The organism is Streptomyces sp. NPDC101225, from assembly GCF_044767585.1.
Classification (GTDB): domain Bacteria; phylum Actinomycetota; class Actinomycetes; order Streptomycetales; family Streptomycetaceae; genus Streptomyces.
In genome coordinates this window covers 1-25,144 of sequence record NZ_JBIWOE010000033.1, presented here as the reverse complement: position 1 = coordinate 25,144, position 25,144 = coordinate 1, and the positions used below count along the sequence as shown (strand labels likewise).

The window sequence follows — 25,144 nt, the reverse complement described above, 5'->3', positions numbered from 1 at the left end:
GGACGTCCACGGCGGAGTGGACGGTCCGCAGCGCGGTAGACCGTCTACAGCACTGTAGACGATCGGGGAAGGCGAACTGTTCCCGGCGGCGCGGGCGCGACTCCGCGAGATGCGGTGGTTCATGGCCCGAAGCCCGAAAGATACCTCCTACAACCAGTAGAAAGTGCGGGGTAACCTGTGCGGAGAGGTTGCGAAGGAAGGCGGACGGTGGAGTACCGAGAGGGCGAGGACGCCCGCGGGGCGTCCGGCAGGAGAGCACGCGGCGAGCTCGAGAGCGACGTGCTCGCCGCGCTCTGGGCGGGCGGCGGACCGCAGACCGCCCGCGACGTCCGGGACCGGCTGCCGGGTGATCTCGCCTACACGACCGTCCTGACCATCCTCTCCCGGCTGTACGACAAGGGCATGCTCGTCAGACGCCGGGAGGGCCGCGGATACGCCTACGAACCGATACGCGACGAGGCCTCCCACACCGCCCAGCGCATGCACTCCCTGCTGCAGGGCGGCTCCGACCGTGAGGCGGTGCTCGCCCGGTTCGTCTCCGAGCTGTCCGAACAGGATGAGCACGTGCTCCAGCAGCTGCTGACCGGGCACGGCACACTGGACGAGAGTGAGCGCGACCGCAGGAAGCGGTGAACCAGTGCTGATCAGCGTCTACATCCCCTTCGTCGTCACGGCGGTCGTCGCCGTTCTCGCTCCCGTCATGGCGCGCCGCCTGCCACCCCGCCCCGCCGCCTGGGCCCTGGCCTGTGTCGCGCTGGTCACCGCGGCCGGCTGGGCGGGCGCGCTCGCCCTGCTGGCGTTCACCGGCGTGGCCCAGATTCCGGAGATCGCGGCGGAGGGCCGCTGGTCCGTGACCGTGCTCCAGGCCGAGGACCCGGTCTACCTCGTCGTCGCGGCCGGCAGCGCCCTGGTGCTGGCGGCCGGCGTCGTCTCCCTGGCCGTGGCCGCCGTACGGCAGGTGCGCCACCTGCTCTGGGCGCGGCGCGAGTGCGCCCGGCTGCCCGGCGGCCTGGAGCTGGCCGTCGTCGACGACGACGCCCCGACGGCCTTCGCGCTTCCCGGGGCGCCGGGTCGTGTCGTCGTCTCGCGGGGCATGCTGCGCTGTCTCGGCGACGTCGAGCGCGACGCCCTGTTCGCCCATGAACGGGCCCATCTGCGCGGCCGGCACCACCTCTTCCAGGCGCTGTGGCGGCTCACGGCGGCACTGAACCCGATGCTGCGGCCGCTGGCCTCCGCCGGGGGCTTCGTCCTGGAGCGCTGGGCCGACGAGGAGGCCGCGCAGCGCGTCGGCGACCGCAAGGCCGTCGCGCACGCCGTCGGACGTGCCGCTCTCGCGTCCACCGCCTCCCGACGCCCCGTGCTGGCGGTCAGCGGTGGATCCGTGCCCCAGCGGGTGCGCGCCCTGCTGGGTCCGCCGCCCGCCCGTCGCCGGCTGCCGTTCGTGGCGGGCGGCCTGCTGCTCGTCGTGTGCTGCGCCAGCCTGGTCAACGCCGCCTCCGACAGCGACCAGATGCTGGACCGGGCCCAGTCGGCGCACTTCGCGGCCCACGCCGCCACGGCGAGCGCGCCACCGGCGGAAGGGCACCGCGACCCCGCCCACCTGCCGCCCGGCTGACCGGCCGACCCGCCCCGGTCGGGCGACCCGCTGACCCGGACGGACGCGCTCCGCCCCCGATCCCCCTGCTGCCGCATGTAGAGTGACTGTGTCTCTACGTCTTGTAGTAGGTGAGGTTGGGTCGATGACCGGCACCCAGTACGTGGCGCCACCGCGTTTCGCCCGGCGCCCTCGCGCCGGGGCGCGGTGGAGGTGGGGGGACAGGCCATGGCCGGCGGCGGTGGCCGTCGCCTTCACGGTGGCCCAACTGGTCCTGGTCAGGCCTACGTTGGGGCTCGGCTGGGACGAGACGGTCTACGTCAGCCAGGTCAGCGGGCATGCCCCGGCCGCGTTCTTCAGCGCCCCGCGGGCGCGCGGCGTCCCCCTGCTGGTGGCTCCGATCACCCTGTGGTCATCGTCCACGACCCTGCTGCGGGTGTATCTCGCCCTGCTGTCCGGCCTGGGCCTGTATCTGGCGCTCCGTGCCTGGCGCGGCCTGTTCCGGGTCCGTGTACTGGCGTCGGCCGGGGCGTTGTTCGCCTCGCTGTGGGTGACGCTCTTCTACGGCCCGCAGGCGATGCCCAACCTCTGGGTGGCCCTGGCCGCGCTCGCGGCGGTGGGCTGCTTCCTGCGCGCACAGGAGGACCGCACCCGGTGGGCCCCGGTCGCGGGGCTCGCGGCGAGCGCGGCCCTGATGGCGCTGATGCGGCCCACGGACGCGGCGTGGGTGAGCCTTCCGCTGCTGGTGGCCCTCCTCGCCGTGCGGCGGTGGCGGTATCGGCGCCTGCTGCTCGCCCTGGTCGCGGGACTGGTGGCGGGCGCGGGCGAATGGGTGGTGGAGGCGTACGTCAGCTACGGCGGCCTGGCGCAGCGGCTGTCCGACGCCTCGCGCATCGAGGGCGGACTCGGCTGGCACAACGCCGTCGGTGATCAGCTGCGCAGCCTGGGCGGGCGCACCCTGTGCCGACCGTGCACGGGGGCGATGCCCCACACGGCCGTGACCCTCTGGTGGTTCGCACTGCCCTTGCTGGCCGTGGCCGGCCTGCTGGTCGCCGTCCGGGCGCGCCGCGCCGCGCCCGTCGTCCTGCCCGGCGCCTGCGCCGTGTCGGCCGCCGTGCCGTACCTGTTCATGATCGGCTACGCGGCGCCCCGCTTCCTGCTTCCGGCCTACGCACTGCTGTCGCTGCCGGTCGCCGTCGCGCTGGTTCACCTGGTGACCGCCGCGCACGGCCGCGCGCGCGTGCTCGTCGTCACGGCGGTCGCGATCGGCCTGCTCGGGCACCTGGCGATTCAGGCGGTCGTGCTGGGCCGGGTGGTCGACCGCGCCGGCACGAGCCACGAGCGCTGGGCGCGCATCGCCGAGGACCTGCACCGCGAGGGCGTGCGGCCGCCATGCCTGATCACCGGCAGCGTCGCGAGCGCACCCCCGATCCCGATCGCCTTCTACGCCGGCTGCGCGTCCGCCGACACCGGCGGCCACAACGCGAACACGACGGCCGCCGCCCTCAGCCGGACCGCCCGCTCGGAGCCGGTCGCCGTCCTGACCGCCGACGGCGGCAGGCCGCCGTCCTACGCCCGCACCTGGCACCCCGTCCACCTGACCGGACGGGTGGACGCCTACCTCGCCCCCGGCGGACTCACAAGGCCGGACGCATGAGCGCCCCCTCGCTGGCGCCCCGGCCGACGGGCAAACGGGTGTACGTGCACACCGGCATTTCCGTGCTGGTGCTGCTCGTCGCTGCGGTGCTGGCCGTCCGCCATCGCACCGTCCTGGACAACGGGACGGACCATCTGGCCGTCGCCGACCGCGGCTGGCTGCTGCTGGCCGTCGCGGCCGCCTGCGCGACGTGGGTGTGCGCGGCGCTGACCCAGCAGGGCGCGGTCGCCGCGACGCTGCCCAGAGCCCGGCTGCTGGCGGCGCAGTTCTCGGCCTCCGCCGCCAACCACCTCATGCCCGCGGGCATCGGTGCGACGACGGTCAACTGGCGCTTCCTGACCCGCTGCGGCCTCGCCCCGACCGCCACCGCGACCGCGCTGGCCCTCAAGGCGACGGCGGGCACCGTCACCAGAGCCGCACTGATCGGCGGACTGGTGGTGGCCGGCCCCGGCCTCATCCACCTTCCGCACCTCCCCGCGGCCACCGCCCTTCTCGCGCTGCTGCCCGGAGTGCTCCTGCTCCCACCCCTGCGCAGGCGCATCGGCCCGGTGGTGCGCGGGGCGGTCGCGGAGATCCGCGCGGTGCACGCGCTCCCCGGACGGGCGTCGGCCCTGTGGGGCGGTTCGATCGGCTTCGCCGCCTCGCACGCGCTGACCGTCTACGCCGTCGCGCACGCCCTGGAACTTCCGCTGCCCGCGGCCAAGGTGGCGCTGGCCTACCTCGTGGCGAGCGGCGCCGCCGTACTGCTGCCCACACCGGGCGGTCTCGGCTCCCTGGACGCCGCGCTCACCTTCGCCCTGGTCGGCGTGGGAGCCCCGGGATCGATGGCCGTCTCGATCGTGCTCGGCTACCGGCTCCTGACGACCTGGCTCCCTCTGGTCCCGGGCCTCGTGGTGCTGGCGGTTCTGGCGCGCCGCAGGGTGGTGTGAGGCGGGCCGTTCGGCCCGCGGTGCCGAGCGCCGCGTGACACAGCTCACGCCGATGCGCGACTGGATCTTGGAATGCCTGGTCTCCGTGCGCTGCTGCACTGTTCATGGGCCTGCCCTGTTCGGGAGTGCGCCGGGCAATGGTGCTCGTCGTGGCCGGCCGCGGTGTCGCGTGGGAACGGGACGCCCTCGGCCTCCGCTCCCTTGTCCGTGGACCGTGTTCGTCGAAAGGTTCCCCCGCACCATGCCTCTGGCTCTGCTGGCCCTGGCTGTCGTCGCCTTCGGCATCGGCACGACCGAGTTCGCCACGATGGGGCTGCTGCCCCAGATCGCCGACGGGGTCGGAGTGTCGGTGCCCCATGCCGGCAACCTCGTGTCCGCCTACGCGCTCGGCGTGGTGGTCGGTGCCCCCGTGCTGACCGGAATCGGTGCGCGCATACCGCACAAGAAGCTGCTCCTGCTCCTGTCGGGCCTGTTCGTGATCGGCAACGTCGCGTCCGCGTGCGCGCCGGGCTTCGGCCTGCTGTTCGCCGCACGGTTCCTGGCGGGTCTGCCGCACGGGGCGCTGTTCGGTGTCGGCGCGGTCGTCGCCTCCCGGCTCGTCGCGCCGGAACGGGCGGCGCGCGCCGTCTCGAGGATGTTCCTCGGCCTGACCGTCGCGAACATCGTCGGCGTCCCCGCCGGCACCGCCCTCGGCCAGCAGCTCGGCTGGCGGTCCGCCTACGCCGCCGTCGCCGTCATCGGCGTGGTGGCCCTCGTCGCGCTCGCCCTCTTCGTCCCCCACCAGCCGCGGGGCGAGCAGTCGGGCATCCGGCACGAGCTGCGGGCGATGGGCAACAGGCAGGTCGCGATCGGTCTCGCCACGGCGGTGGTGGGATTCGGCGGCTTCTTCGCCGTCTACAGCTACCTGGTGCCGATGCTGACGCACCTGACGGGCATCTCCGACACCTCGACCACCCTGGTCCTCGCGCTCTACGGCGTCGGCATGACGCTCGGCACGCTGATCGCGGGCCCGCTCACGGACCGGGCCCTGCGCCCCACGATGTACGCGGGGCTCGCTCTGCTCGCGACGGGACTGGTGGCCTTCTACTTCGCGGTCCACAGCACCGTCCCGGCCCTGCTGACGATCACCTTCATCGGCGCGATGGGCGCCCTCATCACCACACCCGTGCAGATGCTGCTGATGGCCAAGGCCAGGAACGCCCCGACCATGGCCGCGGCCTCCAACCACTCCGCCTTCAACCTGGCCAACGCGGGCGGTGCCTGGCTGGGCGGGCTGGCCATCTCCGCGGGGTGGGGCTGGGCGTCGCCGAACCTCGTCGGCGCCGCCCTCGCCGTGGCGGGCCTCGGCCTCGCCTTCACGGGCGGCCTCATGGACCGGGGCAGCCGGCACTCCGAGGTGATCACGTCGTCTGCGGGGGAGAGCGCGGTGGGCGCGGCGCACACCACGGCGGACCGGCACCTGACCCGGGCCGCCGAATCAGGCCCGCCGTCCGCGACGCCGGGCGACCGCGCATAGGCCGGGGGCCGCGTGGAGGGATGGACGGTCGGCGGGCTCTCGGCCACGGTCGGACCGCGGACAGCGGGGCCGGACGGCGCCGCGGCCCGACCGCCGCACCGTCTTCCGGCCGCCGCCGCCCGGCGTGGAGCGGCATGTCGAGGGCGCGTCCGGCCACCGTCCGCGGCCCGTCCTCGCACGCGACGGCGATCGGTCCCGGAGCCGGGCCCGTGCGGACGGCCGCCGCGAACTCCAGCCGACCGCGCGGGGTCGTCCGCCCGCGCCGCGTCCGGCGGCAGGAACCGGCCCGCGAACTTCTCCGCCGCGCCGAACGCCCGAAGGCAACTGCGGGAGGGGCTGCCGGCGTGGTGGTGGGGAGAGAGGCGGACGGGGAGGGGCGGCTGTGCAGTTCATCGAGGTGACCGGGCTGGCCGGGGTGCGATCGGCCGTCATCCGGTTCGAGCGGCCGGGAACCGGGCTGGCCTTCCGGCTCTTTCCGATGGTCCATCTGGGGGAGGCCGCCTTCTACCGGGAGGTGGCGGCACGCCTGCGGCGCTGCTGCGACCTGGTGGTCGCCGAGGGGATCGGGGAGGGCTCGGCCGGGGCGGACGCCCTGGTCGCCTCGTACCGGCGGCTGGACGGGCATGAACGCCTGGGGCTGGTGGTGCAGGACATCGACTTCGACTCGCTCGGGGTCCCGGTGGTCTGCCCGGACATGAGCGGCCCGCAGTTCCAGGACGGATTCCGGCGGCTGCCGCTGCGGGAACGCGCGCTCGTGGCCACGCTCGTACCGGCCATGACGGCCGGCATGCGGCTGCTGGGGACACGTCGCTGGCTCGCGCGGCATCTCGCGGTGGAGGACCTGATGAGCGAGGGCGGGGAGGCCGCGGCCGACCTCTGGCCGGGCCTGGACGACCTGGTGCTGCGGCGCCGCGACCGGCTCCTGACCGACACCCTGACCGGCTTGGAGGGGGCCTATCGGGGACGGACCGGCGCGTTCACCGTCGCCGTCGTCTACGGCGCCGGGCACATGCGCGCCGCCTCCGAGGCTCTGGCCGGCCTCGGCTATCACGCCGCGGACGCCGAGTGGATCACCGTGTTCACCGTCGAACCGCCCGGCCGGCCCCGGCCCGGGGCGCGCGGGGAGAGCCGTTGAGGCAGGTCGGCGATCCGCTCGGGTGGACGGTGGCGTGAGAACGCGCCGCCGGGTTACCCGGAAGGCATGGCGAAGCTGCATCTTCCAGGGCGCAACGTGCACGACGACCGTGACGCGGACCCCGCTTCCACGGTGCCGTCTCCGGATGAGGCGGGACCGGACCGTGAGGTCGACCAGGCCGCTCCGGACAGTCCGGCGAAGCTGCCGAAGGGCGCCTGGGCCGCCGTCCTCAAGGGCAGCCTGAAGGAGTTCAAGGACGACGAGCTGACGGACCGGTCGGCGGCACTGACCTACTACGGCGTGCTGGCGCTGTTCCCGGCCCTGCTGGTCCTGGTCTCCCTGCTGGGGATCACCGGCAAGGCGGCCACCGACAAGGTGATGGAGAACGTCCAGAAGCTGGCCCCGGGCTCGGCACGTGACATCATCACGCGCGCCGTCGAACCGCTCCAGAACAACTCGGGGACCGGCTCGGTGATGGCCGTCGTGGGCTTCGTGCTGGCCGTGTGGTCGGCGTCCGGATACGTGGCCGCCTTCATCCGCGCCGCGAACGCGGTCTACGACATGCCCGAGGGCCGCCCGGTGTGGAAGATCCTGCCGGTGCGCGTCGGTGTGACGGTGGTGCTCATGGTGATGGCGGTCATCAGCGCGCTGATCGTCGTCTTCACCGGCGGGCTGGCCCGTGAGGTCGGGCGGACGCTCGGCATCGGGGACACCGCGCTGACGGTGTGGGCGATCGCCAAGTGGCCCGTTCTGGTGCTGCTCGTCACGATGATGATCGCGATCCTGTACTGGGCCACCCCGAACGCCAAGGTCAGGGGCTTCCGGTGGATCACCCCGGGCAGCCTGCTGGCCCTGCTGATCTGGCTGGCCGCGTCCGCCGGGTTCGCGATCTACGTCGCCAACTTCGCCTCGTACAACAAGACCTACGGCACCATGGCCGGCGTCATCGTCTTCCTCGTCTGGCTGTGGATCAGCAACCTGGCGATCCTGCTGGGCCTGGAGTTCGACGCGGAGACCGTGCGGCAGCGGGCCATCGCGGGCGGGATGCCGCCCGAGGCCGAGCCCTACACCCGGCCCCGGGACACCAGGACGTGGGACGAGAGGGATGTCCGTCGCCTGGAGGACGACGTCTGAGGTTCGGACGTCGTTCGACGCGCGAGGGCGCCGGCCGTGGCCGGCGCCCTTCGTGCTGGTCCGGGGCCGTGGCGGTCAGCGCACGACGCGGTGCTTGCGTCCGCCGCGGCGGAAGCGGAGGGCGACGTAGGCGAGGTCGACGAGCAGCACCAGCGCGCCGATGATCAGCAGGTAGAACAGGCCGTGCGCGGCGACCCCGATGATGCCCAGGACGAGGGCCACGAGGAGGAGGAACAGGAACAGGCTCATCGGCTCTCCCAACGGCTTCGCCGCGTCGGTGGCCTCGGCGGTGTCGGCTGTGTCGGTGGTTCAGCGACGCCCGAGCCGGCGTTCACCGCCGGCTCCCGGCGCGTAGTCGAGTTCGTAGTGCGCGAAGATCCCCGGCTCGTCCTCGGCGGGCAGCTCGCCGTCGACGTCGATCGAGGGGGCCTTCTTCACCAGGTCCTTGGGCTGGGTGATCTTGAGGTATCCCGGTCCGACGGTCGCTCCGGTGAGCGGTGCGAACACCAGGCGCCGGCGGGTGGGCAGGCCCACGGTCACCGTCGCGAAGAAGGGCTGGTCGGTCGCGGTGTCGACGTAGATCGCCTCCAGCACGCCGATCTTGTGACCGCGGTCGTCGACCACGTCGTGACCACGCCATTCGCGGATGTCGCCTGCCTCGAACATTCAGAAACCTCCACCAGAGGGGTACCCCCTGATCACGTTACTGATGTCTGGGGAAGGCCGCCCCGGCGCGGACGGCCGGCGTCCGGCGGCCCGCAGAGCGCCCCGGCCGGCAGAGCGCCCCGGTCCGCTGAGCGGAACAGCACGCGACACGCCCTCCCGGCGGCAGCAGGCTCCTTCCTGACGGTGCGGGGTACGGCCGGGACCCGGCCGTACCCGATGTCCTTCGGAAGGGGCGAGCACGTGCATCTGATGGAGATCCTCGAACACAGGTCCGTGCCGGCGGCCGCGGTGTCGATCGGGCTCACCCGGCGCTGCCCGCTGCACTGCCGGCACTGCTCCACCGAGTCCTTGATGGACAGCGAGGAGTATCCGGCGGAGATGTTCACGCGGTTCGCCGAGACGTTCACCGCGGACAGTCACCCCGACTTCGTGCTCCTTTCGGGCGGCGAGGCGCTGCTGCGCCCGGATCTGGTGCGCGCGATCGCCGAGCGGGCCCGTGCCGTCGGCACGCGGACGCATCTGCTGTCGGGCCTGTTCTTCGCGCGCAGGCCGCGCATTCCCGCCGCGGTCAGGAAGGCCATCGACGCGGTCGACCACTTCTCCGCCAGCCTGGACGTCTTCCACGAGGAGGAGGTCTCCCGCACGGCCGTCTTCCGGGTGCTGCACGAACTCCTGGACGCCGGCAAGGACGTGAGCCTGCAGCTCGTCGGGCTCGGGCCGGACGACCCGTACCTGGCCGACATCACGGGCGCCGTACGGCGTGAGTTCGACGACCGGGTGCCGATGCTCGTCGTACCGCTCGCCTCGGTGGGACGCGCCCGCGAGTGGTTCGTGCGCCACCCCGGGCTGCCCCGACCGGTCGGCGCCGAGCCGTGCGCCCTGGCCGGCTGGCCCGTCGTCGGCTTCAACGGGCAGGTGACCGCCTGCGGCAACCAGGACGTCATGGACGGCAAGGTGCCGCTGCCCGCCCATCTCTACCTCGGTCACATCGCCCGCGACGACTGGGCCACCATCAGGCGGCGCACCCTCGAATCGCCGATGGTGCGGGCCCTGCGCACCTTCGGCCCCCGCCATCTCGCCGACCGGATGGGTGCGGGCTGCGGCGACGCGGGCTACTGCGAGACCTGCTACACGCTCTCCAGGAGCCCCGACATCCGGCCCGGTGTGCACGAACTCGTCCGCCGGCCGTCGACCGCGCTCGTGGAGCAGCTGGTCACCCGGTCGCTCGCCGACGCCGGAGCGCTGTCCTTCGCCCGCCACTTCGCCGTCGAGGGCTACGCCGACCTGGTCGCCCTCGGCCACCGGACCGGGCAGGAGGGGCTCGCATGCACCGGTTGAGCCACGACGAGATCAGCCGCCTCCGCACCACCCCGGGCGCCAGCGCCCTGCTGTTCATCACCGACCGGTGCCCGGTGGGCTGCGCCCACTGCTCGGTGGACTCGCGTCCCGACAGCCCCCGCATCACCGACTTCGCCCTGTTCGAGTCGATCGTCGACCAGCTCTGCGGGGACGCCGGCCGCACCATGATCGGGATCTCCGGGGGTGAGCCCTTCGTCGAACGCCGGGGCCTGACCCTCGCCACCCGTCGCCTCGCCGAGGCCGGCAAGGACGTCGTCGTCTACACCAGCGGCATCTGGGCGGCGGCGCCCGACCCGCCCCGCTGGATCCACGACGTGCTCGACCGCTGCCGCTGCGTGTATCTCAGCACCGACGCCTACCACGAGACCGGTACCGGCCCCGACCGCTTCGTCAACGCCGCACGCACTGCCGGCGCCCACCACCTTCCCGTCGTCGTCCAGGTCGTGGACGAGGACGGCGGCGCCGACCGGGCCCGGGAACTGCTCACGCTCGCCTTCGGCGACACCTGGTCCCGCCACGCCGAGGTGGTGCCCACCCAGGGCCTCTCGCACGGCCGCGGTGCCGGGATCTTCCGGCCCGGCACCCGCCGGCCCGGCCGCACCCTGGGCACCTGCGACTCCGTCATCTCGCCGGTCGTCCGCTACGACGGACGCGTCACCGTCTGCTGCAACGAGTCCGTCGTCATGGGTGCGGGACCCGCGCTCCTGCGCCGCGACTGCGGCTCCGGGGACGAGGTCGCCGCGGCCGTCGAGGGCTTCCGGCAGCACCCGTTCCACCGGGCGCTGGCCGAGGCGGGCGGCGGCCCGCTCACCCTGCACCCCAGGTTCCGTGACCTCGCCGACCGCGGCTTCTCCGACCTCTGCGGCCTGTGCTGGGCCATGGCGCGCCGGGTCCGGCCCGACGAGGCCGACCCGCTGCTGCGTACGATCCCGATGCTCGCGAAGGGGACCCCCGCATGAGCCACACCGCGTCCGGCAACAGCGCACAACTACGGTCGAAGATCGAGCTGTTGATGCCGAACCTGTACACCCTCGCCGGCCGGCTGTGGAACTCCCCGGACCTGCGCGAGCTCTACCCGCGCTATCTGTGCGCCCTGCACACCGCGATCCGCGCGACCGTCCCGCTGATGGAACTCGCCCTGGAGCGCTCCCGGCTGCTCGCCGCGGCCGACCCGGTGGCCGCCGGCACCGCCGAGTACCTCACCCGGCACATCCGTGAGGAACGCGGGCACGACGAGTGGCTGCGCCAGGACCTCGCCGCGATCGGCAGCGATCCGGACGCGCCGCTGCGCGGCATGCCGGGTACCGCCGTGGCCGATCTGGTCGGCGCCCAGTACTACTGGATCCGCCACCACCACCCGGTCTGCCTGCTCGGCCACATCGCCGTACTGGAGGGCTATCCGCCCTCGCCGGACCTCACCCGCGTGCTGGCGGAGCGCACCGGCTTCCCGTCGGACGGCTTCCGCACCCTGCACCGGCACGCCGCCCTCGACGTACGGCACCGGGACGAACTGATGCGCACCATCGACCGGTTGCCGCTGACCGCCGAGCACCGTTCGGCTCTCGGCGTGAGCGCGCTGCACACGCTGAGGGCGACGGCCGAGCTGTTCGAGGACATCCTCGCCCCCGTCCCTGCGTCCCAGCCGGCCTGAACCGCCGAGCGACCGGAGGTGGCCATGCGGAGCACCGGAGCCCTCGCCGTACTGACGCACCGTCAGTTCCGGCTGCTCCTCGGCGGACAGACGCTGTCCGGACTCGGGGACTGGGTCGACTACGTGGCCCTGGTCTCGCTCGTCGCCTACCAGTGGCGGGACGGGGCCGGCGGACTCGCCGCCGTCGCGGTCACCGCCGCCGTGCCGTGGCTGGTGGTCGCCCCGGTCGCGGGAGTCTGGGCGGACCGGCTGCCGCAGAAGCCCGCGATGATCGGATGCGACCTGGTCCGGGCCGGTCTGGTGCTCGGCTACCTCGTCGCGCCCGACCTGCCGGTGCTGCTCGCGCTGCTCGCCGCCAAGACCGCCGTGGGCACGCTGTTCACCCCGGCCCAGCAGTCGGCGCTCAAGAGCACGGTGCCCGGGGAATCCCTGCTGGCCGCCACCGCGCTGAACACCCTGGCGACCCAGACCACCAAGATCGCCGGGCCCGCCCTGGGCGGTGTCGTGCTGGTGCTGTCCGGTCCGCCCGGCGCCTTCGCCGCCGACGCGGCGACCTTCGCCCTCTCCGCGCTCATCCTGTCCCGGCTGCGGCTGAGGTCCCGTACGGGGCAGGTGCGTTCGGAGCAGCCGACCGCCACCTGGTACGGGCGCCTGCTCCGGGAACTGCGCGAAGGGCTCGCCTTCGTACGCGCCAGCCGCACCCTGCGGATCGCCGTCGCCGGCCTGTCCGCCACCGTCTTCCTCGTCCTGATGTTCGACACGCTCTCCCCGCTGCTCCTGCTCGACCTGGGTGTCCCGCGCTCGTTCTACGGCGCTGTCGTCGCCTCGGTCGCCGTGGGCGCGGCGACGGGAAGCGTGCTCGTGGCCCGGCTCGGGCGCGACCACAGCCCCTTCGTGATCCTGGGCGCCTCACAGGCGGCGACCGGGACGCTGGTGGCCGCCGTCGGGGCGGCGGCCACCAGCGGCGTCCGGATCCCGGCGCTGTCCTGGCTCCCCGTCACCGTGGGCATCGGACTGTGCTCGGCCGGGATCCTCGTGGTCTTCGGCTACCTCGTCCAGCGCGCCACCCCGCAGGGACTCGTCGGCCGGGTCGGCACCGTCGCCCTGGTCGTGCCCACGGTCCTGCAGCTCGCCGCTCCGCCCGCCGGCGCCGCACTGGCCGCACGGGTCGGCATCGGCTGGGTGCTCACCGGGGCGGGCACCGGCCTCGCCGTACTGGGCGCGGTCTGTCTGCGGCGCCACCCCGAGGACGAGCCGGCCGCAGGACAGCACGCCGAGGGCCTTGCGCCCGCCCCTGCGGAACCCGCGTCCGAGGGCTCCGCCTCATGACCTGGGCCGTGCCGCACGGCACGGCTCCGGAGAAGAACCGTCCCACCGGAAAGGCGAACCATCATGTCGTTCGACGCCGTTCAGGCACTGACGGAGAAGGGCCACGACCTCGGACACGCCACCGAGGCGCAGCTGAGCGTGATCGCGACGCTGTCCGAGACGGAGGTGGCCGTCCTCAACTCCGTCAAGGAGCGCATCGAGGGCGAGGTCACCGCCCATGTGGAGGAGCCCACCGGCGTCATCGTCTGGTAGACGCCGTCCTCCCCGCACGACCTGGGCCGTGCCGCCCGGCGCGGCTCCGCAGGCACAACTCATCCTGGAGGAAAGCATCATGTCGTTCAACGCTGTTCAGGCACTCACCGACAAGGGCCACGACCTCGACCACGCCACCGAGGCGCAGCTGAGCGTCATCGCGACGCTGTCCGAGGCCGAGGTCGCCGTCCTCAACTCGATCAAGGACCGCATCGAGGGCGAGGTCACCGCCCACGTCGAGGGCGTCGTCACCGGCGTGATCGTCTGGTAGTGGAGGCCGACGCGTCCACCGTAGGCCGCGCCGTCCACACGACGGCGCGGCCCGGCCTGTCCTGGCGGGCCACCGACCTCACCGAGGCGGAGCAGACCCTGCCGCGCACCTGGCCCCACACGATCCGGCCGCCCTGGGACGAGGGAAGCACGGGGGCGGGCGTACGCGTCTGCGTCGTCGACAGCGGGGTCGCGCCGGACCATCCGCTGGTGGGCCCGGTCTCCGCCGCGCACGTGGTGACTCCCGGCCCGGACGGCCGGCTCCGTGTCGTCACCGACGAGCCGGGCGACGCCTACGGCCACGGCACCGCCTGCGCCGGCGTCATCCGGTCGCTGGCGCCCGGATGCTCGCTGGTGAGCCTGCGGGTGCTCGGCGCCGGGCTGTCGTGCACCGGGAACACCCTGCTCACCGGGCTGAGTTGGGCGGTCGAGCAGGGCTTCGACATCGTCAACATCAGCCTGTCCACGACCAAACGGGAGCTGCGCGACGAACTCCACGACCTGGCGGACCGGGCCTGTTTCGGCGGCACCCTGCTGGTCGCCGCCGCCAACAACCGCCGGATCGAGAGCTTCCCCTGGCGGTTCGCCTCGGTCCTGTCGGCCGGCCGTCACGCCGTCGCCGACCCGCGGCACCTGCTCTACAACCCCCGGCCACCGGTCGAGTTCTACGCCCGCGGTACGGACGTGCCCGCGCCCTGGCCGGGCGGCGGCACCCGCCTGTGCAGCGGCAACAGTGTCGCGGCCGCGCACCTGACGGGTCTGTGCGCGCTGCTCCTCTCCCGCTACCCGGGTCTCACTCCGTTCCAGGTCAGGAGCATGCTGCAGCTCCTGGCGGCGAACGTGGGCCGCGGTCGGGAACCGATTCGGTGACCGGGGCCGGAGTGCCGCCGGTACCAGCTGGTACCATCCAGGCATGGCGAAGACTCAGAGGGGCTGGCGCGTCGACGACGAGATCGCCGAGCTGGCGACGGCCCGGGCCAAGGACCGTGGCATGAGCGTCAGCGACTACATCGCGGCGCTCGTGCGGGAGGACGTCGACGGGCTGCGGCAGCGGGGTCTGGACGCGGCACGGCGGTTCCTGGACGAGCACCAGGACGTCTTCGACGAGGCCGAGGAGGCCGACCGCCGCGCCCCGGGGGCGCACGCCGCCTGATGGATCTGTACATCGACGTTCCGTGGGTCCTCCAGGTCGCGGAGGCGGCAGGGGCGGGCGACCCGGCGCCCGAGGACTACGGCGTGCCGGTGGCCGCGATCGCCTGCCACCGCGCCGAGTTGCTGGAGACCCCCGTCTACGACGGCCCCTACGCCCGGGCGGCGGCGCTGGTGCACGTCCTCGGGCGCTGCCGCTGGCTCGAACGCTCCAACATGGCCGTGGCCGCCGCGACCGGCGTGATGTACCTGGAGGTGTCCGGAATCCCGGTCAAGCCCACCCGGGACGACGCGCTCGCCCTCCGCGACCTGCTGCGCGCCCCCTCGTGCACCGCCGCGAAGATCGCCGCCCTGATGCGGTCCTGGCCCCGGACCGGCTGAGCGGCCGTCGCCGTGGAGCCGGTGGCGGGCCGGCGGCGCGGTGGTCACGTGGTGTGCTTCACCGCACCGCTGTTCTCTGCCGCGCCGCGCGACTCGGCGCGGGACGCACAGGAACCCGTACGGCCTGCGCCCGGGCCCGTCCGAAGCTCCGGCCAGGGCCGTCCCGTCCACCGAGAGGCCGAATACCGGGGTGTCGCCGGACAGTCGCGTCGTTCTAGGCTGCCGGAAAGGAGGAATGCACGCCTCCTTGCGCCCCCAGTCCTCGGGCAGTCGGCAGTGACCCGCGTCCTCGGGTGACCGGAGCCCACCCCGTCCCGCGCTGGAATCGTCAGCGGGCCCCGGCCTTCGTCCTCGCGGCTGTTTCGAGCTGGGGCTCACTCCCGCAGGCCCCGGAGCCGTAAGGACGTTCCCGCGCGGGGCCCTCGCGCCAGGGGACGGCGCGAGCCCTCGCGCACAGCGGCCGCCGCCGTCGCCGACATCGGGCGGCGGCCGCTGTTAAGTCTTCCCAGACATCGGGCCGTAGGCACATGCGCCGTCAAAAGTGGCGCGAGACAATCGGATACGAAGGCAGGTGGCCGTTCACATGCCCAACGGGCCTGGCGTCGGCGCCAGTTGGTCTGCATTTCGTAGATCTGCTCCCGCATCCCGCGCGGGTTTGCCGCCGGCCGGGTGACCGTCAGTGCCGCTCGGGGTCGAACTCCAGCACCTGCGTGAGCCGGATGCTGTTGCCCGACGGGTCCCGGAAGGACGTGTCGATGCCGTAGGGCTGTGTCGTGGGCGGGTCGTTGAACTCGACGCCGCGGGCGGACAGTTCGTCGTAGGCGGCCTTGCAGTCGTCGGTCTCCAGGAACAGCGTGCCGCCCGCGCCCTTGGCCACCAGGTCCGCGAGCTGGGCGCTGCTCGCCTCGTCCAGCATCGGCCGTCCGGGCACGGGCATCAGGACCAGCGCCGGGCCGTCCCCGGGCGGGGCGACGCACAACAGCGGAAGCTCCACGCCTCCATGGTCACGTCCGCCCTGACCTCCCAGCCGAGCTTGGTGGTGTAGAAGGCGAGAGCCTCGTCCTGGTCGTGCACCCAGAACTGCGCGTTGGCGATCTTGATGGTGGTCATGGCCGCTCCTCGGTCGTTGCCTGGGAACGACGCTAGGCAGCCGGTGCGGTCGTGTCTTCTCGAAACGTGCGGTTCCGCGGCCGCGCGTAGGCCATCGCCACGCAGCGGGGGACGCGCACATGGCGTGCGGCGGGCGGATGGGCCGACCGGTAGGCCTGCGGCGTCATTCCGTACATCCGGCGGAAACTCGTCGTGAACGAGCCGATGCTCCGCGCGCCGACGGCGACCCCGACCGCGGCGACCGTCCAGTCCGTCGCCAGCAGCAGGGACGCGGCCCGCTCCAGGCGGCGGGTCAGCAGGTACTGGTGCGGGGACTCGCCGAACGCGGCCTTGAAACTCCGGCTGAAGTGCGCCGGGGACAGCGCGGCGGCCGCGGCCATGTCCGCCACGGTGAGTGCGTCGCCGTAGCGCGCGTCCGCGAGGTCCTTGGCGCGGAGCAGATGACGGGCGATCGGTACCTGTGCCACAGGACCCATTGTGCGGTCACCGGGTCCCGCACGCGGTCCACGGGTCGCCCCGAGGAGCGAGCCGCGGCACGCCCGGCCCGCTCCCGCCCCGGCCGAGCGGGGCGGGCGTCAGCCGCGGTGCCGCCTGGCGCCCGCCTGGAGCTCCTTCCGCAGCCGGGCGGGGGCCCACTCCTCGGCGACGGCCTGCCGGACGGTGTCCGCCTGGGAGGGAGGAGCCAGGCCGTCGACGGGCGGGTCGAGGTCGAGGTCGGTGGGGAAGGGGTAGCCCTCGGCCGTGGCGGCGATCACGCGGCCCAGCCAGTCCGCCGAGACCCCCTCGGCCTTGCGGCGCAGCAGGACGGGGAAGAGCGCGTTGGCCATCGCCTCGCGGTCCACCGTCTCCATCGCGCGCCCGAAGGCGGAGGACACCTGCAGCAGGTTGGCCATCCGGCGGATGCCGGTGGAGCGGTTGTGCCCGGCGGCGTGGAAGAGCGCGGGGTTGAAGAAGACCGCGTCCCCCTTGGCCAGCGGGAGTTGGACGTGGTGGGCGGCGAAGTACTCGATGAACGGCGGGAGCCGCCAGGCGAGGTAGCCGGGCTCGTACTTCTGCGAGTGCGGCAGGTACAGCGTGGGGCCGGACTCCAGGGGCATGTCGCAGTGGGCGACGGCACCTTGCAGGGTGAGCGCGGGGGAGAGGCGGTGGACGTGCGCCGGATGGCGGGCCGCCTGCTCCTGGGTGAGGAAGCCGAGGTGGTAGTCGCGGTGCACGTTCTGCGCGGCGCCGCCCGGGTTGACGACGTTGACCTGTGAGGTCACCTGGTAGCCGGGGCCCAGCCAGGCCTCGCTGACGAGCGCGATCATGTCGTTGGCGTAGTAGTCGGCGAACACGTCGGGTGCCCGCACGGCGACCTTGTCCAGGGCGTTCCAGACGCGGTCGTTGGCGCCGGGCCTGGCGAAGTGGTCACCGCGGGCGGTACCGCTCGCGCGCTCCTCCTCGATGAGGGCGGCGAACACCTCGGACGCGCGGTCGACGACGGCCGGGTCCGGGAAGGTGCCCTTGAGGACGACGATGCCGGGCCCGTCGAGCAGGGCCCGGACGAGTTCGCCCTGCACCGTCCGTCGGCCCTCGGCGGTGGCCGCCTGAGCACGGAGCCGGTCGCTGTCGTAGAGCAGGACGTTCTGCTCGACGTGCTCGGCCGAGCCGTAGCCGGAGGCGTCGGTCCGCTGCTCGACGAGCAAGCGGAAGGCGCCGAGATCGCAGTCGTCCTCGGTCAGCCAGGTCCGCTCCGCGGAGTTCGTGGAGGACATCGGGATCCTTTCGCCGTGCTTGCCTTTCTGCCAGTCTTGAGAACCCGAACCCATCATTCAATGCTCATCGATACATCAAAAGTCCATCATCAGCGTCTGGGATCCGTCATGCCACACCCCTATCCGATCAGGGAGATCGCCCGCCAGGCCGGGCTCAGCACGGCCACGGTCGACCGCGTCCTCAACGACCGGGGCCATGTGCGCGAGAGCACCGTCCGGGAGGTGCACGCGGCGATCAAGGACCTGGACCGCCAGCAGACCCAGGTCCGCATCGGCGGCCGCACGTTCATGGTCGACATCGTGATGCAGGCGCCGGAGCGCTTCTCCACCGCCGTACGCGAGGCGCTGGAGGCCGAACTGCCCTCGCTGCACCCGGCCGTGGTGCGCTCGCGCTTCCACTTCCGCGAGACCTGCCCGCCCGGGGAACTGGCAGCCACGCTGGACAAGATCGCCAGGCGGGGTACGCAGGGCGTGATCCTGAAGGCCCCCGACGTACCGGAGATCGCGGCCGCCGTCGCACGCCTGGCCGCCGCCGGCGTCCCCGTCGTCACCCTGGTCACCGACCTGCCCCACAGCGCGCGCCTCGCCTACGTCGGCATCGACAACCGCGCCGCCGGCGCCACCGCCGCCTACCTCCTGCAGCAGTGGCTCGGCGACCGCCCGGGCCACGTGCTCACCACCATCAGCCGGGGCTCCTTCCGCGGTGAGGAGGAACGCGAGATGGGCTTCCGCGGCGCGATGCGCCTGGCCCGGCCCACGCGCTCCCTGGTGGAGGTCACCGACAGCGACGGTCTCGACGCCACGCAGCGCGATCTGGTGCTGGCGGCCCTCAGGCGCGACGAGGACATCGTCGCCGTCTACTCCATGGGCGGCGGCAACCTCGCCACGCTGGACGCCTTCGACGCGCTCGGCAGGTCCTGCGCGGTCTTCGTCGCACACGACCTCGACCACGACAACACCCGCCTGCTGCGCGACCGCCGCCTGTCCGCGGTCCTCCACCACGACCTGCGCCAGGACGTGCGCCGCGCGTGCCGTACCGTCATGCGCGCCCACCGGGCGCTGCCCGACGACGGTCCGGTCCTGCCCTCGGCGATCCAGGTGGTCACACCGTTCAACCTGCCGCCGGACGTGCCGGCGGTGCCGTTCGCGGGGTGAACCCCGCCCGGGAGGGAGCGGAGTGTCCGTGCCGGATCGAACGGGCCCGGCCGCGTACCGGGAGCGGGGGCCTCGACACCAGGCGGATCAGGGTGAGGTGCCCGCGGGCAGTTCCATGCGGAGCTCGTAGCCGCCGTCCCCGGTCGGACCGGAGGTCACCGTGCCGCCGTGCAGTTCGGCACGCTGCCGCAGGCCGACGAGGCCGTGCTGGGCGCCGGGCAGGGGCAGCGCGGGACGGGTGGGCGCGGTGTTGGTGACGGTGGTCCTGAGGGTGCCGTCGCGGTGGTGGACGCGGACCGTCGCGGTGGCACCGGGCGCGTGTTTGCGGACGTTGGTCAGGGCCTCCTGGACCGTGCGGTAGACGGCGCGCTGCAGGGTGGGCGGAAGGCCGTCCGGCAGCACCGTCTCCAGTTCCGCCTCGATGCCGCTCGACGCGACGAGCTGGTCCAGGTCGGAGAGCGAGGGCTGGGGCGTGAGCTCGGTGGGGCGGCTGCCCGAGGCACGCAACACGCCCACCATGTGCCGCAGTTCCTCCAGCGTCTGCACACTGAGCCGCCGGATCGTGGCCCCGGTCGCTCTCGCCTCGGCGTCGGGGCCGCCCACCTGGAGCGCCCCCGCCTGGACGGCGATGAGGCTGACCTTGTGCGAGACGACGTCGTGCATCTCCCGGGCGAGCTGGGCGCGTTCCTTGGCCAGGGCGGCCTGCGCGGTGAGGAGTTGCTCCTGCTCACGTGCCTCGGAGATCTCGGCGAGCCGCAGGGAGAGCTCACGCCGGGCCTGGACGAGCCGGCCCAGGAAGACGGGCGCGGCGGCGGTGGCGAAGGTGTAGGTGAGGTGGACGAGGCTGTAGGTATCGGAGAGCTCGCCCACCTCCAGGTCGCTCCAGGGCCAGGGCAGGAAGTCGCAGAAGGCGAAGGTCACGGCGCAGCCGGCCAGGACGCCCCGGTGCCGGTTGAGCGAGGAGAGCGTGTACAGCGCGATCAGGGTGGCGAGGGCCGCGTCGCCGACCAGGGCGGTGGGGAGCGTGAGGACGAAGGTCGTCAGGGGCAGGTGGCGGCGCAGCACGAGGGCCAGGGCGGCGAGCAGGCCGAGGGCGAGGGCCGGCCGGTCCTCGCCCCCGGCATTGACCCGCAGGTCCAGCAGCGAGGCGAGGACCAGCACCGCGTCCATCAGCGCGGCGGGCGGCCGGCGAGGGTTCATCGCGGGCCTCCGTCCTCGGGCGGCGGTGCGAGCAGCCCGGCCCGCTCGGCGACCAGCGCGGCCTGGACGCGGTTGTCGACGTGCAACTTCTCGAAGACGGCGCTGACATGGCCCTTCACCGTGCCGGTGCTCAGGTGCATCCGGTCGCCGATGTCGGTGTTGGAGAGCCCCTCGGCCATCAGCGCCAGGACGGCACACTCACGTGCGCTCAGCCGCGTGACGAGGCGCACGGCGTAGCTCTCGCGTACGCCATGGCCGAGGAAGCCGTCCACCACCGTGCGGGTGACCTGCGACGACAGTACGGTGCCGCCCTCGGCCAAGGTGCGCAGCAGAAACGGAAGATGCTCGGGATCGGTGTCCTTGAGCAGAAAACCGGCGGCGCCCGAACGCAGCGCCGCCTCGACGTACTCGTCGGTGTCGAAGGTCGTCAGCATGGCCACGACCGGTGGATCCGGCATCCGGCGCAGCTCGGCCAGCACGGTCAGCCCGTCCGCGTCGGGCATCCGGATGTCGAGCAGCACGACGTCGGGGCTCAACTCCCTTGCGGCCTGCACCGCTTGGCCGCCCGGTACGGCCGCCACGGCTCCGATGTCGTCCGAGGCGTTCAGGATGTGGGTGAAGCCCGTACGGACAAGGGCCTCGTCGTCGACCACCAGGACACGGATCACGTGCGCTCCGCTCGTCGGTTGCCCGCCCCTCGACGGGTAGCACGCCCAAGGGCGCGCGTCTGCCGGGTGCGGCCCGGCTCCGGACGGTCGTCGACTGGGACCGGCCGATCGGCCGGTCCGGTTCCGTCCGGTCGGCGGGTGAGGTCCGGAAGCCTGCCGGGTGGGCGGCGACGCACGGGCGGCGAACCCTGGAGCCATGACGAACGACGCATCCCCGGTCGCGCTCCCGGCCGTGCGGTCCGAGCAGCCGCACGGCCCGACCACCGGCCGGCTGATCGGCATCGACCTGGCCCGCGGGCTCGCGGTCTTCGGCATGTACTCCGCGCACGTGGGCCCCGACGTCACGGTCGGCGGCCCCGTCGGCTTCGTGCTGGAGACCGCACGCGGCCGCTCCTCCGCCCTGTTCGCGCTGCTGGCCGGCTTCTCGCTGATCATCATCACCGGTCGCCCCCGGCCCCGGACCGGCCGCGCCGGGCGGCAGGCGGTGGCGAGGATCGTGCTCAGGGCCCTGGCCCTGATCGCACTCGGCTACGCCCTCACGGCCCTGGACACCGAGGTCGAGGTGATCCTCAGCTACTACGGGGTCCTCTTCCTGGCCGTCCTCCCGCTGTACCGCCTGCGCGCCGCCACGCTCGCCCTCGTCGCCGCCGGCGGCGCACTGGTCCTGCCCCAAGTCCTCTACGCCGTACGGATCTCCATCGACGGCGGATCATGGGCGGACACCGTCATCGCCCATGATCCGCTGGCCCGCATCACCGGCACGGACGGCATCGTGGAGCTGCTGTTCACCGGCGCGTACCCGGTCCTGACGTGGGCACCGTTCGTGATCGCGGGCATGGCGGTGGCCCGGCTCGACCTCACCCGGCCCGCCGTCCGCTCCCGGCTCGCCCTGACCGGCGGGGCGCTCGCGGTCGTCGGCTACGGTGGCTCCTGGCTGGCCCTGCGCCTGGTGCCGCACGCGCTCACCACCATCGCGGCGGCCACGGACGGCGGTTCGGCGTCGTCGGCCTGGTGGTCGGACCTCGTGGGCGAACCGCCAAACGGCACGCCCCTCGACTGGCTCCTGGTCGCCGCACCGCACAGCCAGACCACCTTCTCCGTCCTCGGCAACACGGGTGTGGCCCTCGTCGTAGTGGCCGCCTGCCTGACCGCCGCCGCCCGGCTGCCGCGCCTCACCCGCCTGGCCACACCCGTCTCCGCGGTCGGCACGATGGCGCTGACCGCCTACGTCCTGCACATCGTCGCCCTCTGGCTCCTGGTCGAGGTCTGGTCCGTGGGGATCGTCGACGCCGACACCATGTCCGCGCTGCCGGTCCTGCCGGCCTTCGTCGCGGCCGCCGTACTGCTGGCGCTCGTATGGACCCGTCACTTCCGTCGTGGGCCCTTCGAATACCTGCTCCACGTCACGACGCGGCCCGCGCGGCTCGTCACATAGCTCCCCCGGGAAGACGGTGCCGAGCCGGGTGGCGCAGTTCCAACCGGCGCCGTCCGCGGGGAGTTCGGCACCTGCCCGGCCTCGACGACTCTGCCGGACCGCCGGTCTGCCGGAGTCATTCGACCCGGGCAGGCGCCACGGGCACGGCCGACTACCGGTAACCGCGTCTGAGCAGATACCTGGCCCCCGCCTCGAACCCCTCGGGGCTGAGCAGTTCGAACCCGAAGGCATCGGCGAGCCGGTCGGTGACGTTGAAGGCGGCGCAGACCGCGAGCGCGTCCCTGATCTGCCCGGGCGAGACACCGGCGGCCAGCACCTCCCGCATGTCCTCGGCGCCGACCCTTCCCTCCCGGGTCAGCCTGCCGAGCATCCGCAGGGTGGCCCGCAGCGGCTCCGCGAGCGGCGCGGACTCCAGGTCGGTGAGCGCCGCGGCGACCTTGCGGCCGTCCCCGTAGGCCTGTCCGGCGGTGGCGGTGTGTGCGCCGACGCAGAAGGCGGACCCGTTCACCTTGGACACATAGGCCGCCATCAGCTCCCGGTCGGCCACCGACCAGCCGGACGGCCCCCGCATCGCCTCGTGCGTGAACGCCTTGGCGCGGGTTCCGTAGAAATCGGGCCGGTAGAAGACGAGTTTGGCGGCGTCGGGCACCGGCTGCCGGGAGAACAGGCGGACGATCGCGAACAGCAGTTTCGTTCCGGGGGCGTAGCCGTGATCGAGGATGCCGAGTCTCATGCTCACGCCTCCCGGCCGGTCGCTTCGGCCAGCGCCGCGAGCCCGGCGTCGTAGAGCCGTGCGGACGCGCCGACCGCGGCGCAGACCACCAGCTCGAACACCTCGTCCTCGGTGCACCCCGATGCCTTCGCCGCCGCCAGGTCCGCCGCGCCGACCCGCGCCGGCGTGTCCACGACCTTGCGGATCAGCGCGTCGAGCGGCGGCGCCAGCCCGCGGTCGTCGCCGAAGGCGAGCGCGCGCCGTCCGGCGGGCGCCCTGCCCGCACCGCTCAGCACACGCTGCACCAGAGCCTGGTACGCGGCCCGCTTCCTGTCCTCGTCCGTCACCGTGACCTCCGCCTCCTCCGCCGTCGGACTGCCGGTTCCCCTGTCTACGACGATCGCCACGCCCGCCGCGTGACATGCGGTCCGAAGAAACCACCCGTGTCGGTTTGATCCCGGCGATCCGGTACAGCCGGAACGTATGGCCCAGTCGATACAGGAAACAGAACGCACGTACGCGGCGCCTGCGGCCGACGACATCTCCTGGCTGTCCGAGCTGGCCGGCGCGGGACCGGTGGTGACCCTGGCCGACCGGGGGGTCCAGGAGCTGGACGCCGTCTACTACGACACCGAGGACCTGCGCCTGACGAGCGGGGGTGTCGGCCTGCGGCGCAGGAGCGGCGGTACGGACGAGGGATGGCATCTCACGCTCCCCCTGTCCGGCGACAGCAGGGAGGAGGTCCGCCTCCCGCTGTCCGACGACGTCCCGGACGGCCTTCGGGAACTGACGCTGTCGCGCACCCGCGGCGCACCGCTGCGGCCGGTGGTGCGGATCCGTTCCACCCGTTCCGTGCGCGACCTGCTCGACGCCGAGGGCGTCGCCGTGGCCGAGGTCGGCCTCGACTCGGTTCGCGCGGACTCCTGTCTGGTGTCCGGCCTGCACGCGATGTGGACGGAGATGGAGGTCGAACTCGCCGAGGGCGAGGACCCCAGGCTCCTGAAGCAGGTCGAGAAGGTGCTGCGCAAGAACGGCATCGAGCGGGCGTCCAGCCCCTCCAAGGTCGCCCGGGCACTGCGGGAGACGACACCGGCCCCCGACGCCGCTCCGGGCGCCGGCATCGAGCCGGGTTCGGCCGGCGCGCACGTACACGCCCACATCGAGCGCCTGGTGCGCGCCCTGTCCGGCCTCGACCCGGCGGTGCGGCGCGACCGACCGGACGCGGTGCACAGGATGCGGACCACGATCCGCCGGCTGCGCGGCTGTCTGCGGTCCTACCGGTCCGTCCTCGACCGCGAGGTCACCGATCCCGTGCGGACGGAGCTGAAGTGGCTGGCCGGGGAGCTGGCCGCCGAACGCGACCACGAGGTCCTGCGCGAGCGGCTCGCGTCGGGCGTGCAGGAGCTGCCCGGCGAGATGGTCCTCGGACCGGTCGGCGCCCGCTTGCGGGCCTGGGACGCGGCGGAGGGGGCGCGGGCCCGCCGTCGCACGCTCGCCGCGCTGGCCTCGCCCCGTTATCTGGAGCTGCTGGAGTCGCTGACCCGGCTGCTCGAGGACCCGCCGCTGTGCGCCAAGGCGTCGCACGGGCCCAGGAAGGTTCTGGCCAAGGCGATCGTCAAGGAACACGGACGGCTGCGCAGGCGTATGGACCGCGCGCTGGCGCTGCCCGCGGGCGCCCGGCGCGACGCCGCCGTCCACCACGCCCGCAAGGCGGCCAAACGGGTCCGCCACGCCACGGAGGCGGCCCGCCCGGCCCTCGGCACGCCGGCGAAGCGCCTCGGCAAGCGGGTGAAGGCCGTGCAGCAGATCGGCGGCGACCATCACGACGGCGTCGTCGCCCGCGGTCTCCTGCGCGACCTGGCGGTCGCGGCTCACGCGGCGGGCGAGCCCACCTTCACCTGGGGCGTGTTGTACGGCGAGGAGAAGGCCGCGGGCGAGGCACGTCTCCGTCAGCTGCCCCGGGCATGGAAGCGCGCCAGGAATCCGAACCTCACCTAGAAGGCTCATGAAGATCTTGGTGAGGGGCTGTCCGGCCGTAGGCCGGGCAGCCCCTGTTCGCTATGCGGTGGCCGGGGTGATTTGCCAGCT

Annotated in this window: 29 protein-coding genes; 19 read left to right on the top strand and 10 right to left on the bottom strand. The window is 73.2% G+C overall.

Annotated elements, in window-relative coordinates; all coding sequences use genetic code 11:
- Window positions 1-207 precede the first annotated feature (207 nt).
- The 7 genes from ACIRPX_RS33885 (at window position 208) to ACIRPX_RS33855 (ending at window position 7,965) form a co-directional block, all read left to right on the top strand.
- Window positions 208-633 (top strand): BlaI/MecI/CopY family transcriptional regulator, encoded by a 426-nt coding sequence (locus tag ACIRPX_RS33885; RefSeq protein ID WP_404202466.1) that lies wholly within the window; start codon window positions 208-210, stop codon window positions 631-633.
- Window positions 608-1,615 (top strand): M56 family metallopeptidase, encoded by a 1,008-nt coding sequence (locus ACIRPX_RS33880; protein ID WP_404202464.1) that lies wholly within the window; start codon window positions 608-610, stop codon window positions 1,613-1,615. The genes ACIRPX_RS33885 and ACIRPX_RS33880 overlap by 26 nt, the downstream gene beginning before the upstream one ends.
- Before the next feature lie 124 nt (window positions 1,616-1,739).
- Entirely contained in the window at window positions 1,740-3,251 is a 1,512-nt protein-coding gene (locus tag ACIRPX_RS33875) for a hypothetical protein (RefSeq protein WP_404202462.1), read from the top strand.
- Window positions 3,248-4,180: a YbhN family protein gene (locus ACIRPX_RS33870; RefSeq protein WP_404202460.1), complete on the top strand. Its 933-nt coding sequence runs from the start codon at window positions 3,248-3,250 to the stop codon at window positions 4,178-4,180. The genes ACIRPX_RS33875 and ACIRPX_RS33870 overlap by 4 nt, the downstream gene beginning before the upstream one ends.
- Before the next feature lie 241 nt (window positions 4,181-4,421).
- The gene (locus ACIRPX_RS33865; RefSeq protein WP_404202458.1) at window positions 4,422-5,696 is read left to right on the top strand and encodes an MFS transporter; all 1,275 of its coding nucleotides are present in this window, start codon (window positions 4,422-4,424) and stop codon (window positions 5,694-5,696) included.
- 382 nt (window positions 5,697-6,078) lie between these two features.
- Window positions 6,079-6,831, top strand: a complete 753-nt coding sequence (locus tag ACIRPX_RS33860; protein WP_404202456.1) for a hypothetical protein — start codon at window positions 6,079-6,081, stop codon at window positions 6,829-6,831.
- 66 nt (window positions 6,832-6,897) lie between these two features.
- A complete protein-coding gene (locus ACIRPX_RS33855) occupies window positions 6,898-7,965 on the top strand; it encodes a YihY/virulence factor BrkB family protein (protein WP_404202453.1) in 1,068 nt (355 codons plus the stop codon).
- A gap of 75 nt (window positions 7,966-8,040) precedes the next feature.
- Here the strand turns inward: ACIRPX_RS33855 and ACIRPX_RS33850 are convergent, their stop codons facing one another.
- Both ACIRPX_RS33850 and ACIRPX_RS33845 read right to left on the bottom strand, forming a co-directional pair.
- The gene (locus ACIRPX_RS33850; protein ID WP_404202451.1) at window positions 8,041-8,214 is read right to left on the bottom strand and encodes a hypothetical protein; all 174 of its coding nucleotides are present in this window, start codon (window positions 8,212-8,214) and stop codon (window positions 8,041-8,043) included.
- 60 nt (window positions 8,215-8,274) lie between these two features.
- Window positions 8,275-8,631, bottom strand: a complete 357-nt coding sequence (locus tag ACIRPX_RS33845) for a PRC-barrel domain-containing protein (protein ID WP_404202449.1) — start codon at window positions 8,629-8,631, stop codon at window positions 8,275-8,277.
- A gap of 216 nt (window positions 8,632-8,847) precedes the next feature.
- Here ACIRPX_RS33845 and ACIRPX_RS33840 point away from each other — a divergent pair, with 216 nt between their 5' ends.
- From ACIRPX_RS33840 to ACIRPX_RS33800, 9 genes are all read left to right on the top strand, one after another.
- Window positions 8,848-9,969: a radical SAM protein gene (locus tag ACIRPX_RS33840; protein ID WP_404202447.1), complete on the top strand. Its 1,122-nt coding sequence runs from the start codon at window positions 8,848-8,850 to the stop codon at window positions 9,967-9,969.
- A complete protein-coding gene (locus ACIRPX_RS33835) occupies window positions 9,957-10,949 on the top strand; it encodes a radical SAM protein (RefSeq protein WP_404202445.1) in 993 nt (330 codons plus the stop codon). Before ACIRPX_RS33840 ends, ACIRPX_RS33835 begins: the two co-directional genes overlap by 13 nt.
- On the top strand, window positions 10,946-11,641 hold the full coding sequence (locus tag ACIRPX_RS33830) for an iron-containing redox enzyme family protein (protein ID WP_404202443.1): 696 nt from the start codon (window positions 10,946-10,948) through the stop codon (window positions 11,639-11,641). The genes ACIRPX_RS33835 and ACIRPX_RS33830 overlap by 4 nt, the downstream gene beginning before the upstream one ends.
- A 24-nt stretch (window positions 11,642-11,665) precedes the next feature.
- Complete coding sequence (locus ACIRPX_RS33825; RefSeq protein ID WP_404202441.1) at window positions 11,666-12,970, top strand: MFS transporter; 1,305 nt, start codon at window positions 11,666-11,668, stop codon at window positions 12,968-12,970.
- Window positions 12,971-13,033: 63 nt separating this feature from the next.
- Entirely contained in the window at window positions 13,034-13,222 is a 189-nt protein-coding gene (locus tag ACIRPX_RS33820; protein ID WP_404202439.1) for an aroma-sacti cluster domain-containing protein, read from the top strand.
- A gap of 79 nt (window positions 13,223-13,301) precedes the next feature.
- On the top strand, window positions 13,302-13,493 hold the full coding sequence (locus ACIRPX_RS33815; protein ID WP_404202437.1) for an aroma-sacti cluster domain-containing protein: 192 nt from the start codon (window positions 13,302-13,304) through the stop codon (window positions 13,491-13,493).
- Window positions 13,493-14,362 carry a S8 family peptidase gene (locus ACIRPX_RS33810; protein ID WP_404202435.1) on the top strand — a complete coding sequence of 290 codons (870 nt, stop codon included), beginning with the start codon at window positions 13,493-13,495 and terminating at the stop codon, window positions 14,360-14,362. The genes ACIRPX_RS33815 and ACIRPX_RS33810 overlap by 1 nt, the downstream gene beginning before the upstream one ends.
- Window positions 14,363-14,405: 43 nt before the next feature.
- Window positions 14,406-14,645 (top strand): hypothetical protein, encoded by a 240-nt coding sequence (locus ACIRPX_RS33805; RefSeq protein WP_404202433.1) that lies wholly within the window; start codon window positions 14,406-14,408, stop codon window positions 14,643-14,645.
- Window positions 14,645-15,022: a fic family toxin-antitoxin system, toxin component gene (locus ACIRPX_RS33800; RefSeq protein ID WP_404202431.1), complete on the top strand. Its 378-nt coding sequence runs from the start codon at window positions 14,645-14,647 to the stop codon at window positions 15,020-15,022. The genes ACIRPX_RS33805 and ACIRPX_RS33800 overlap by 1 nt, the downstream gene beginning before the upstream one ends.
- A gap of 676 nt (window positions 15,023-15,698) precedes the next feature.
- On the opposite strand, the gene ACIRPX_RS33795 is transcribed toward ACIRPX_RS33800, so the two are convergent.
- The 4 genes from ACIRPX_RS33795 to ACIRPX_RS33780 all read right to left on the bottom strand — a co-directional run bounded on the left by ACIRPX_RS33795 (window position 15,699) and on the right by ACIRPX_RS33780 (window position 17,886).
- Window positions 15,699-16,016, bottom strand: a complete 318-nt coding sequence (locus ACIRPX_RS33795; RefSeq protein WP_404202430.1) for a VOC family protein — start codon at window positions 16,014-16,016, stop codon at window positions 15,699-15,701.
- Window positions 15,959-16,132: a VOC family protein gene (locus ACIRPX_RS33790; RefSeq protein ID WP_404202428.1), complete on the bottom strand. Its 174-nt coding sequence runs from the start codon at window positions 16,130-16,132 to the stop codon at window positions 15,959-15,961. The genes ACIRPX_RS33795 and ACIRPX_RS33790 overlap by 58 nt, the downstream gene beginning before the upstream one ends.
- Window positions 16,133-16,164: 32 nt before the next feature.
- Window positions 16,165-16,608, bottom strand: coding sequence for a helix-turn-helix transcriptional regulator (locus tag ACIRPX_RS33785; protein ID WP_404202426.1), 444 nt, complete (start codon window positions 16,606-16,608; stop codon window positions 16,165-16,167).
- A gap of 99 nt (window positions 16,609-16,707) precedes the next feature.
- Window positions 16,708-17,886: a phytanoyl-CoA dioxygenase family protein gene (locus ACIRPX_RS33780; RefSeq protein ID WP_404202424.1), complete on the bottom strand. Its 1,179-nt coding sequence runs from the start codon at window positions 17,884-17,886 to the stop codon at window positions 16,708-16,710.
- Between the two features lie 108 nt (window positions 17,887-17,994).
- Between ACIRPX_RS33780 and ACIRPX_RS33775 the strand changes: the two genes are divergently transcribed.
- Window positions 17,995-19,041, top strand: coding sequence for a LacI family DNA-binding transcriptional regulator (locus ACIRPX_RS33775; RefSeq protein WP_404202422.1), 1,047 nt, complete (start codon window positions 17,995-17,997; stop codon window positions 19,039-19,041).
- 87 nt (window positions 19,042-19,128) lie between these two features.
- Here ACIRPX_RS33775 and ACIRPX_RS33770 read toward each other — a convergent pair whose 3' ends face one another.
- On the bottom strand, window positions 19,129-20,241 hold the full coding sequence (locus tag ACIRPX_RS33770) for a sensor histidine kinase (RefSeq protein ID WP_404202420.1): 1,113 nt from the start codon (window positions 20,239-20,241) through the stop codon (window positions 19,129-19,131).
- Window positions 20,238-20,909, bottom strand: a complete 672-nt coding sequence (locus tag ACIRPX_RS33765) for a response regulator (RefSeq protein WP_404202418.1) — start codon at window positions 20,907-20,909, stop codon at window positions 20,238-20,240. The genes ACIRPX_RS33770 and ACIRPX_RS33765 overlap by 4 nt, the downstream gene beginning before the upstream one ends.
- Before the next feature lie 196 nt (window positions 20,910-21,105).
- On the opposite strand from ACIRPX_RS33765, the gene ACIRPX_RS33760 reads away from it, so the two are divergent.
- Entirely contained in the window at window positions 21,106-22,344 is a 1,239-nt protein-coding gene (locus ACIRPX_RS33760) for a DUF418 domain-containing protein (RefSeq protein WP_404202416.1), read from the top strand.
- A gap of 151 nt (window positions 22,345-22,495) precedes the next feature.
- Here the strand turns inward: ACIRPX_RS33760 and ACIRPX_RS33755 are convergent, their stop codons facing one another.
- Both ACIRPX_RS33755 and ACIRPX_RS33750 read right to left on the bottom strand, forming a co-directional pair.
- On the bottom strand, window positions 22,496-23,077 hold the full coding sequence (locus ACIRPX_RS33755; RefSeq protein WP_404202415.1) for a carboxymuconolactone decarboxylase family protein: 582 nt from the start codon (window positions 23,075-23,077) through the stop codon (window positions 22,496-22,498).
- Between the two features lie 2 nt (window positions 23,078-23,079).
- Entirely contained in the window at window positions 23,080-23,463 is a 384-nt protein-coding gene (locus ACIRPX_RS33750) for a hypothetical protein (RefSeq protein ID WP_404202413.1), read from the bottom strand.
- A 76-nt stretch (window positions 23,464-23,539) separates the two neighbouring features.
- On the opposite strand from ACIRPX_RS33750, the gene ACIRPX_RS33745 reads away from it, so the two are divergent.
- Complete coding sequence (locus tag ACIRPX_RS33745) at window positions 23,540-25,054, top strand: CHAD domain-containing protein (RefSeq protein WP_404202411.1); 1,515 nt, start codon at window positions 23,540-23,542, stop codon at window positions 25,052-25,054.
- Window positions 25,055-25,144: the final 90 nt, after the last annotated feature.

Coding starts and splice junctions, on each gene's coding strand:
- ACIRPX_RS33875 (WP_404202462.1), top strand. CDS start 1,740: ATGACCGGCACCCAGTACGTGGCGCCACCGCGTTTCGCCCGGCGCCCT.
- ACIRPX_RS33870 (WP_404202460.1), top strand. CDS start 3,248: ATGAGCGCCCCCTCGCTGGCGCCCCGGCCGACGGGCAAACGGGTGTAC.
- ACIRPX_RS33865 (WP_404202458.1), top strand. CDS start 4,422: ATGCCTCTGGCTCTGCTGGCCCTGGCTGTCGTCGCCTTCGGCATCGGC.
- ACIRPX_RS33855 (WP_404202453.1), top strand. CDS start 6,898: ATGGCGAAGCTGCATCTTCCAGGGCGCAACGTGCACGACGACCGTGAC.
- ACIRPX_RS33850 (WP_404202451.1), bottom strand. CDS start 8,214: ATGAGCCTGTTCCTGTTCCTCCTCCTCGTGGCCCTCGTCCTGGGCATC.
- ACIRPX_RS33845 (WP_404202449.1), bottom strand. CDS start 8,631: ATGTTCGAGGCAGGCGACATCCGCGAATGGCGTGGTCACGACGTGGTC.
- ACIRPX_RS33840 (WP_404202447.1), top strand. CDS start 8,848: ATGTCCTTCGGAAGGGGCGAGCACGTGCATCTGATGGAGATCCTCGAA.
- ACIRPX_RS33835 (WP_404202445.1), top strand. CDS start 9,957: ATGCACCGGTTGAGCCACGACGAGATCAGCCGCCTCCGCACCACCCCG.
- ACIRPX_RS33830 (WP_404202443.1), top strand. CDS start 10,946: ATGAGCCACACCGCGTCCGGCAACAGCGCACAACTACGGTCGAAGATC.
- ACIRPX_RS33825 (WP_404202441.1), top strand. CDS start 11,666: ATGCGGAGCACCGGAGCCCTCGCCGTACTGACGCACCGTCAGTTCCGG.
- ACIRPX_RS33820 (WP_404202439.1), top strand. CDS start 13,034: ATGTCGTTCGACGCCGTTCAGGCACTGACGGAGAAGGGCCACGACCTC.
- ACIRPX_RS33815 (WP_404202437.1), top strand. CDS start 13,302: ATGTCGTTCAACGCTGTTCAGGCACTCACCGACAAGGGCCACGACCTC.
- ACIRPX_RS33805 (WP_404202433.1), top strand. CDS start 14,406: ATGGCGAAGACTCAGAGGGGCTGGCGCGTCGACGACGAGATCGCCGAG.
- ACIRPX_RS33800 (WP_404202431.1), top strand. CDS start 14,645: ATGGATCTGTACATCGACGTTCCGTGGGTCCTCCAGGTCGCGGAGGCG.
- ACIRPX_RS33790 (WP_404202428.1), bottom strand. CDS start 16,132: ATGACCACCATCAAGATCGCCAACGCGCAGTTCTGGGTGCACGACCAG.
- ACIRPX_RS33785 (WP_404202426.1), bottom strand. CDS start 16,608: ATGGGTCCTGTGGCACAGGTACCGATCGCCCGTCATCTGCTCCGCGCC.
- ACIRPX_RS33780 (WP_404202424.1), bottom strand. CDS start 17,886: ATGTCCTCCACGAACTCCGCGGAGCGGACCTGGCTGACCGAGGACGAC.
- ACIRPX_RS33775 (WP_404202422.1), top strand. CDS start 17,995: ATGCCACACCCCTATCCGATCAGGGAGATCGCCCGCCAGGCCGGGCTC.
- ACIRPX_RS33770 (WP_404202420.1), bottom strand. CDS start 20,241: ATGAACCCTCGCCGGCCGCCCGCCGCGCTGATGGACGCGGTGCTGGTC.
- ACIRPX_RS33760 (WP_404202416.1), top strand. CDS start 21,106: ATGACGAACGACGCATCCCCGGTCGCGCTCCCGGCCGTGCGGTCCGAG.
- ACIRPX_RS33755 (WP_404202415.1), bottom strand. CDS start 23,077: ATGAGACTCGGCATCCTCGATCACGGCTACGCCCCCGGAACGAAACTG.
- ACIRPX_RS33745 (WP_404202411.1), top strand. CDS start 23,540: ATGGCCCAGTCGATACAGGAAACAGAACGCACGTACGCGGCGCCTGCG.